Raw genomic sequence first — 7,972 nt, forward strand, 5'->3', positions numbered from 1 at the left:
GAAATGTGGAAATTTGAAAATGAGGAAATGTGGAAATTTGAAAATGAGGAAATGTGAGAATTTGAAAACCCTTCTTTGAAAATCTCACTTTTTTAGGACGAAGAAAAGATTTGTAAAAGGGGATCTATAAGTTTTGTTGTGAAAATTGTCAATTACAAACCGGATCTTTAAACAATAAAAAAGCCTCATGGAAATTCCTGAGGCTTTTTATTTTTTTCAGAAGAGTGTGGTTTATTCAACGTCTTCTTCAGCTTTATCCACTATTAAGCGTTGATCGCGATTGGCAATTTCCCAAGCGGTAAGAAAAACCAGTTTGGCCCGTTTTGCCAGCGCTTCATAATTAATCTTGTCTGGTGTATCGGTGATTTTATGATAATCTTCGTGCACACCATTAAAGTAGAAAATAATTGGCACATTATGTTTTGCGAAGTTGTAATGGTCACTTCTGTAGTAAAAACGATTTGGGTCGTTTTCATCATTATATTTGTAATCAAGATCCAGGTTCATGTATTTTTCATTTACCATTTCACTCAATTCGTGTAGTTCTGTACTCAATTTATCGCTTCCAATAAGGTAGATATAATTGTCGTTTCCGGCATGTTCAGGGTCTATACGTCCAATCATATCAATATTTAAATCGGCTACAGTGTTTTCCAGGGGAAAAACAGGATTCTCGGTATAATATTTTGAGCCCACAAGTCCTTTTTCTTCACCTGTGTTGTTCAGGAAAAGAATGGAGCGTTTAGGGGTGTAACCATCCTCTTTAGCTTTGGCGAAAGCTTCTGCGATTTCAAGAACGCCTACGGTACCAGAGCCATCATCATCGGCACCGTTAAAAACATTGCCTTCGTCATCCATTCCCACATGGTCGTAATGTGAAGATATCACCACGATTTCGTCTGGTTTCTCGCTGCCTTTTAGAAAAGCCACCACGTTTTCAGAATCTTTTATGTCTCCACGAAAGAAACTCGACGGTACTTCCTGGAAATAATCATCATTTCCCTGCGCGGCAGGAATTTCAAGGCTTTGATATTCATTCTTGAGGTACTGAGCAGCTTTCTTTTGTCCCGGTTCCCCGGTTTCGCGGCCTTCAAATTCATCACTGGCAAAGGTGTAAAGATGCTCCTTTAGATCGTTGGGAGTAATGGTATTGGCATACTCCATGGGATTAACGTTCTCAATATTTTTTTGCTGCGTACCACAGCTTAGAAAATTCACCGTTAAGGCGATTAAAAACAATTTTTTCATTATTAGTTTTATTGCTTCCCTTAAATTATACAGGAAAGGCTGGTTTAACAAATTCCCGGCAAGGGGTTTAAAAAATTAGCTACCGCAAGATAGTTTTTTTGCGCCAATCGCAACAGTATGCGGAAAAGCAAAATTTGTTCCATAGCCGGAGAAGCTGTCTTGTTTTACTGAAGTGCTCTTTGAATTGCCTCCTTAACCAGGGGTTCCATAATATCATATCCTGCGGAAGTGGGATGCACTCCGTCTTCTGAATATGCTGCTTTCATGCCTTCCTGATCATTTTTCATGGCTGAAAAATAGTTGAGATAAGTATGCCCATTTTCCGCTGCGTATTCTTCCATCCAGGTGTTGATTTTGGCAATTTTCTGTATAGGTTCCAGCCCGGGCCGCCACGGGTAATCGTACAACGGAAGAATGGAGCTAAGTATAACTTTTATTCCATTAGCTTCTGCCAGTTGTGCCATGACTTTAATATTGTCGGTGATCATTTTTACTGAAGCAAAGCCGGTATTTCCCGCGATGTCATTAGTACCGGCAAGAATTACCACGGCTTCAGGTTGTAAATCTATAACATCTGGAGTGAAGCGTATGAGCATTTGGGGAGTGGTTTGCCCGCTGATTCCCCTTCCGGCATAATTATTTTCAGAAAAGAATTTCGGGTGCATATTTGCCCAACCTTCAGTAATAGAATTTCCCATAAATACTACTTTGGGATAATCTTCATTTTTGATGATCTCTTCGTTTGAAGACCGGTATTTTTGCAGATTTGGCCAATCCTGACTCATAAGTTCTTTGTATTCTTCTTTTTGTGCAAATAAACTAAAACCTACCAACAGTAGAAATAAAGTAGTTAATTGTTGTTTTTTCATAATTGTATTTTTGAATTCAGGATTAGAAATTCCCAAACCTAAGTTTATTTAATTTGGTTTGGCACGTTCATATTGTGGAGGCCACGAAAGGTCCTCCCCAAGGAGCTGCGCGGCTTTGAAGGGAAAATATGGCTCCCTTAAAAATTCCCTTGCCATAAAAATAAGATCTGCCTGCTTTTTATTTAGGATTTCTTCAGCTTCTTCAGCAGTAGTTATTAGTCCAACTGCACCCGTAGCTATAGCGGCTTCAGCTTTAATTTTTTCAGCAAACGGAACCTGGTAAGCTTTGGAAACCGGAATTTTCACCTTCGGAATTAATCCGCCGGAAGAGCAATCAATAAGATCTACTCCTTTTTCTTTGAGAAGTTTAGCCAGTTCTACAGATTCTTCTGCATTCCATCCGCCTTTAGCCCAATCAGTTGCAGAAATTCTTACAAAAAGAGGAAGATTTTCAGGCCATTCTTCTTTTACAGCCTCCACCACTTCCAGAAGCAACCGGATCCTGTTATTAAAATCCCCGCCGTAGCCGTCTTTTCTGAAATTGCTGAGGGGAGAAAGGAACTGGTGCAGCAGGTATCCATGAGCTGCGTGAATTTCCACAACTTTAAAGCCGGCTTTACGGGCACGGGCCGCAGCTGCTTTAAAGTCTTTAATAACTTTTTTTAATCCGGCTGGGTCCAATGTCTTGGGAAGAGGGTTTTCATCATTAAAAGGAACTGGACTGGGGGCAAAAGTTTCCCAACCTCCGGCGTTTACGTCTAAAAGTTTTCCTCCTTTCCAGGGCTGGGAAGTACTGGCTTTGCGGCCGGCATGGGCAAGCTGCGTGCCCATAATCACACCCTGGGATGTAGCAAATTCCACTATTTCCTTCAGTTTTACAATATGCTCATCTTTCCAAATTCCCAAATCGCATGGGGTAATCCTGCCTTCGGGAGAAACAGCTATAGCTTCAGTAAAGAGTAAACCGGCACCTCCAACGGCACGGCTCCCCAGATGTACCATGTGCCAGTTATTGGCAAATCCATCTTCACTACTATACATACACATTGGAGAAACCACAAGCCGGTTTTTAAATTCTGTTTCTTTTATTTTATAAGGTGTGAACAATGCTGACATTAATTTTTCTTTTTAGCCTAAAGATAACAGAAAGAGCAGGAGTGAAGCGGTATTTATGGATAATTAATGTTTTTTGTAAAATCGCACAAGAGGATATAAAGTTGTAAAAATCTCATTTTCAGAAATAAATAAAAGGAGCTTTAAAAAAGTTCGTGAAAACTTTTCAGAAATTAAAAAGCGTGTTATATTTGCACCCGCATTCAGCAAATAGCTGATGAGGCACTCAGGAGAAATGGCAGAGTGGTCGAATGCGGCAGTCTTGAAAACTGTTGAGGGTCACACCTCCGGGGGTTCGAATCCCTCTTTCTCCGCTGGTTTTCCACCAAATGGAACCAAAAAGCCCGAAAACGCACGGTTTTCGGGCTTTTTTATTTTCCGGAATATCAAATAAAACCATTTGATATCATTCTATTCGGTGTCCAATTCGGTGTCATTTGTGATGAAGAATTTAGTGACACCTTTATGATGAATAATCCTACAAATTATTTGTTAAATAGCTTATTAGCAACCTTTTGCATAAGGTAAAATATCTTACTTTAGGGGATATATTAACATTAAAATCTGAAGCCATGGATTCAAATTTTTATCATATTTTCTATTTAAGAAGAAGAGGCAACGATGCCCTCTCGTCAATTTACCTCAGGGTGACTATAAAAGGGAAGCGTGCTACCACAAGCGTTAACAGGAAGATTTCACCTGAGTTCTGGAATTCCACTGCTGGAAGGGCAAATGGAAATTCCCAAAATATAAAGATTTTAAATAGATATCTTTCTAAAGTAGAAAATAACCTCTATATAGCTCATCAAAAGCTTTTAGAAAAAGGCAATTCTTTCACAGCACAAGATTTAATCAACACTTATCTTGGCAAAGACAAGGAAAATGAAGACCAGGTAAAAATGCTTCTTGAAATATTTCAGGAACATAATGACCGTGTGAACCGGCTTATAGGTAAAGATTTTGCTGCCGGCACCGCTGAAAGGTACCGGACAGCTAAAAAGCATGTTGAGGAGTACATCAAAAAAGAGTATAAAGTCAAGGATATTCCTGTAAATGAAGTAGACCATAAATTTATTTCCGGTCTGGAATATTACTTAAAGACCGAACGAAATTGTGCACATAATTCGGCCATCAAATACATTACCAATTTCAAGAAGATCATAAGAATTGCCCACGTAAATGAATGGATTACTAAAGATCCGTTCCTGAACTGGAAAGGAAAATTAAAAGTTGTGGACCGGGAATTTCTAACAAAAGAAGAACTGCAGGTTATGGTTGGAAAAGAGATAAAAAATCAAAGATTATGTCTTGTAAAGGATATTTTTCTTTTCTGTTGTTTTACTGGACTTTCTTATGCTGATGTAGAGAAGCTTTCAGCAAAAGAAGTCGTAACAGGGTTTGATGGAAACCAATGGATTAAAACAAAAAGGACCAAGACAAAAACACGCAGCAGTATTCCTCTACTTCCAACTGCAGAAGCAATACTCGAAAAATATTCAACGCATCCGGAGGTAAGTGAGGAGAGATTATTACCGGTTTTAAGCAACCAGAAGACAAACGCATACCTTAAAGAGATTGCAGATATTTGTGGTATTAATAAAAACCTGACGTTCCATCTGGCCAGGCATACTTTTGCCACAACGGTAACCTTGTCTAATGGAGTGCCAATTGAGAGCGTGAGTAAAATGCTTGGCCATAAAAATCTTCAAACTACTCAGCATTATGCAAAAATTTTAGATAGAAAAGTTAGTGATGATATGGCGGCATTGAAAAACAGATTAGGTTCGGACTTTATGGCTGGAGATATTTAAGACCTAATCTATTTGGGAGTAACAAGGGGAAAAAATTTAATTAATAACATGTAATAGCTTCAATTCTAATTCCTCAATGGATATCTCTAGAAGCTGGGCGTAAACGGTGAGCGAGAAAGCGAAGAAAAATGGATATGATGTTTCAATCCTAGTTTCTAAATGGATATCTCTGGAAGAAGGATCAGGCAGCGCTTATTGGTAATGGATTTCTGTTTCAATCCTAGTTTTTAAGTGGATACCTCTGGAAGGCTAGAGCTGAAAATTTACATCAGGACACAATTAAGTTTCAATCCTAGTTTCTAAATGGATATCTCTGAAAGCAGAAATGTGGTAGACAATAGCCTCCAGTCTCGGCTGTTTCAATCCTAATTTCTAAATGGATTTCTCTGGAAGCGCACGGAATTCTTTGCCAGTTCTTTATCCCCGGCCAGTTCTTTATCCCCGGCCAGTTTCAATCCTAGTTTTTCGGTGGATATCTCTGGAAGCATCCTGGGGAACTATAGGAAAGGAGATCCGCGGATGTTTCAATCCTAGTTTTTCAGTGGATACCTCTGGAAGCTCTGGTTTGCCATTGCTGTTATAATAATTGCTGAGTTTCAATCCTAGTTTTTCGATGGATATCTCTGGAAGCCTGGGCTTCCATTTCGTTTATTTCAGTTTTTTCACCGTTTCAATCCTAGTTTTTCAATGGATATCTCTGGAAGTGCAGCAACGGCAGGTAGGGCTACCGTTGCAACGGCGTTTCAATCCTAGTTTTTCAATGGATATCTCTGGAAGTGGTTTTTTCACAGAAGGCCACAGCCATTCGATAAGGTTTCAATCCTAGTTTTTCAATGGATATCTCTGGAAGTAATAAGGATTTTCCGGGCCTGCAGGTACTGGGAATGTTTCAATCCTAGTTTTTCAATGGATATCTCTGGAAGAAATGTATTGAGCGATTTTAGTTTAAGGGATTTCTTGTTTCAATCCTAGTTTTTCAATGGATATCTCTGGAAGTCCTAGGTCTGAAGTCGACTTATTAACTCGGCCAAAGGTTTCAATCCTAGTTTTTCAATGGATATCTCTGGAAGGGCATGTTAATTTATTTCAAAGTTGTTCTCAATGTAGTTTCAATCCTAGTTTTTCAATGGATATCTCTGGAAGTTTAGTGATGTATGTATCAGCGAGCATGACGAGTTGTTTCAATCCTAGTTTTTCAATGGATATCTCTGGAAGTAATATTAACTCCCTTAGCCGTTGGTTTTCAGTTTGGTTTCAATCCTAGTTTTTCAATGGATATCTCTGGAAGCCGGCATGGATAGTCGGTATTATTTTACCGTTCATGGTTTCAATCCTAGTTTTTCAATGGATATCTCTGGAAGGTAGTCTATAGGGTTATCGGTATAAGACATTTCGGTTTCAATCCTAGTTTTTCAATGGATATCTCTGGAAGCTTTCAAATAGCAACCTTCCTACAGACCCCGACACGTTTCAATCCTAGTTTTTCAATGGATATCTCTGGAAGCCGGCAACAAAATCTATTGTCGATAGATCAGGCTTGGTTTCAATCCTAGTTTTTCAATGGATATCTCTGGAAGCGCTTTCAGGCAATAGATTATAAGGGCTTTTGTTTTGTTTCAATCCTAGTTTTTCAATGGATATCTCTGGAAGGAAGTTAGCTATTTCCCATAGTGGTTTTTTATGAGTGTTTCAATCCTAGTTTTTCAATGGATATCTCTGGAAGATAACGTCTTTTATGTCACTATCATCACCACCCCCAGTTTCAATCCTAGTTTTTCAATGGATATCTCTGGAAGTTTAATATTGGTTCTTACCGGAGGGCAGAGAGTTGGGTTTCAATCCTAGTTTTTCAATGGATATCTCTGGAAGTTGTCTTCCGGTTCACGAGCAAATGGAGGCTATGATGTTTCAATCCTAGTTTTTCAATGGATATCTCTGGAAGTTTCAATTCTAATTTCATAATAATTAATTTTCAATAATGTTTCAATCCTAGTTTTTCAATGGATATCTCTGGAAGAGCATCCATGTTTTTTTATCTCGGTATTTGAAATTTAGTTTCAATCCTAGTTTTTCAATGGATATCTCTGGAAGCTTTCCGGCTGATCTTTTTCGTCAATATCAATTGCAAGTTTCAATCCTAGTTTTTCAATGGATATCTCTGGAAGTTGTAATATTTCAAACCCTACATTTTCAGTGATTTGTTTCAATCCTAGTTTTTCAATGGATATCTCTGGAAGTAATTCTATGTCCCCACTCTTATGTTCTTGTTTGGGGTTTCAATCCTAGTTTTTCAATGGATATCTCTGGAAGATTGAGCCGTTGGTTCTAATTCGACTACTGACTTTAGTTTCAATCCTAGTTTTTCAATGGATATCTCTGGAAGATCTGTAAATTATGAAATGAAATAGCATTTGAAGCAATGTTTCAATCCTAGTTTTTCAATGGATATCTCTGGAAGAAACTGAAAAATCATTTATTGAAGCAAAAGACCAACGTTTCAATCCTAGTTTTTCAATGGATATCTCTGGAAGGCAAACCGGAAGTTCAATCCTAGACCTGTAAGTTTGTTTCAATCCTAGTTTTTCAATGGATATCTCTGGAAGATTACAAAAGTTTGCAGGAAGCTCTTACGGATTTCGTTTCAATCCTAGTTTTTCAATGGATATCTCTGGAAGAGCTTGGCCATGTGCCGCTCGCTCAGGTACTGCGTTTGTTTCAATCCTAGTTTTTCAATGGATATCTCTGGAAGATTGAAGAGGACAGTATCGCTTTCAATTACGAAGAGTTTCAATCCTAGTTTTTCAATGGATATCTCTGGAAGTGCAAATTCATCCAGATTAGTTTGTACGGAAGTATTGTTTCAATCCTAGTTTTTCAATGGATATCTCTGGAAGTGAACCCCTTGCAAAACATACTCGTTGCCCTTGTACT

The 7,972-nt window shown here is 38.5% G+C and carries 4 protein-coding genes, 1 tRNA gene and 1 CRISPR repeat array; of the genes, 2 read left to right on the forward strand and 3 right to left on the reverse strand.

From position 1 onward, the window contains the following. Positions 1-231: 231 nt before the first annotated feature. From RM553_RS18950 to namA, 3 genes are all read right to left on the reverse strand, one after another. On the reverse strand, positions 232-1,248 hold the full coding sequence (locus tag RM553_RS18950; protein WP_311536539.1) for a M28 family metallopeptidase: 1,017 nt from the start codon (positions 1,246-1,248) through the stop codon (positions 232-234). Positions 1,249-1,412: 164 nt separating this feature from the next. Further along, a complete protein-coding gene (locus tag RM553_RS18955) occupies positions 1,413-2,117 on the reverse strand; it encodes an SGNH/GDSL hydrolase family protein (RefSeq protein WP_311536540.1) in 705 nt (234 codons plus the stop codon). Positions 2,118-2,165: 48 nt separating this feature from the next. Continuing rightward, complete coding sequence (gene namA / locus RM553_RS18960; RefSeq protein WP_311536541.1) at positions 2,166-3,233, reverse strand: NADPH dehydrogenase NamA; 1,068 nt, start codon at positions 3,231-3,233, stop codon at positions 2,166-2,168. Positions 3,234-3,459: 226 nt separating this feature from the next. On the opposite strand from namA, the gene RM553_RS18965 reads away from it, so the two are divergent. Beyond that, a tRNA-Ser gene (locus RM553_RS18965) sits at positions 3,460-3,544 on the forward strand. A gap of 258 nt (positions 3,545-3,802) precedes the next feature. Beyond that, on the forward strand, positions 3,803-5,041 hold the full coding sequence (locus tag RM553_RS18970) for a site-specific integrase (protein ID WP_311536542.1): 1,239 nt from the start codon (positions 3,803-3,805) through the stop codon (positions 5,039-5,041). 211 nt (positions 5,042-5,252) lie between these two features. Beyond that, positions 5,253-7,935: direct repeats of the CRISPR family, unit length 37 nt; unit sequence GTTTCAATCCTAGTTTTTCAATGGATATCTCTGGAAG. Positions 7,936-7,972 lie beyond the last annotated feature (37 nt).

Origin of the sequence: Autumnicola tepida (assembly GCF_031846485.1) — a bacterium.
Lineage (GTDB): Bacteria > Bacteroidota > Bacteroidia > Flavobacteriales > Flavobacteriaceae > Autumnicola > Autumnicola tepida.

Excerpts from the sequence above, each read along its gene's own strand:
- RM553_RS18950 (WP_311536539.1), bottom strand. The coding sequence starts at position 1,248 with ATGAAAAAATTGTTTTTAATCGCCTTAACGGTGAATTTTCTAAGCTGT.
- RM553_RS18955 (WP_311536540.1), bottom strand. The coding sequence starts at position 2,117 with ATGAAAAAACAACAATTAACTACTTTATTTCTACTGTTGGTAGGTTTT.
- namA (WP_311536541.1), bottom strand. The coding sequence starts at position 3,233 with ATGTCAGCATTGTTCACACCTTATAAAATAAAAGAAACAGAATTTAAA.
- RM553_RS18970 (WP_311536542.1), top strand. The coding sequence starts at position 3,803 with ATGGATTCAAATTTTTATCATATTTTCTATTTAAGAAGAAGAGGCAAC.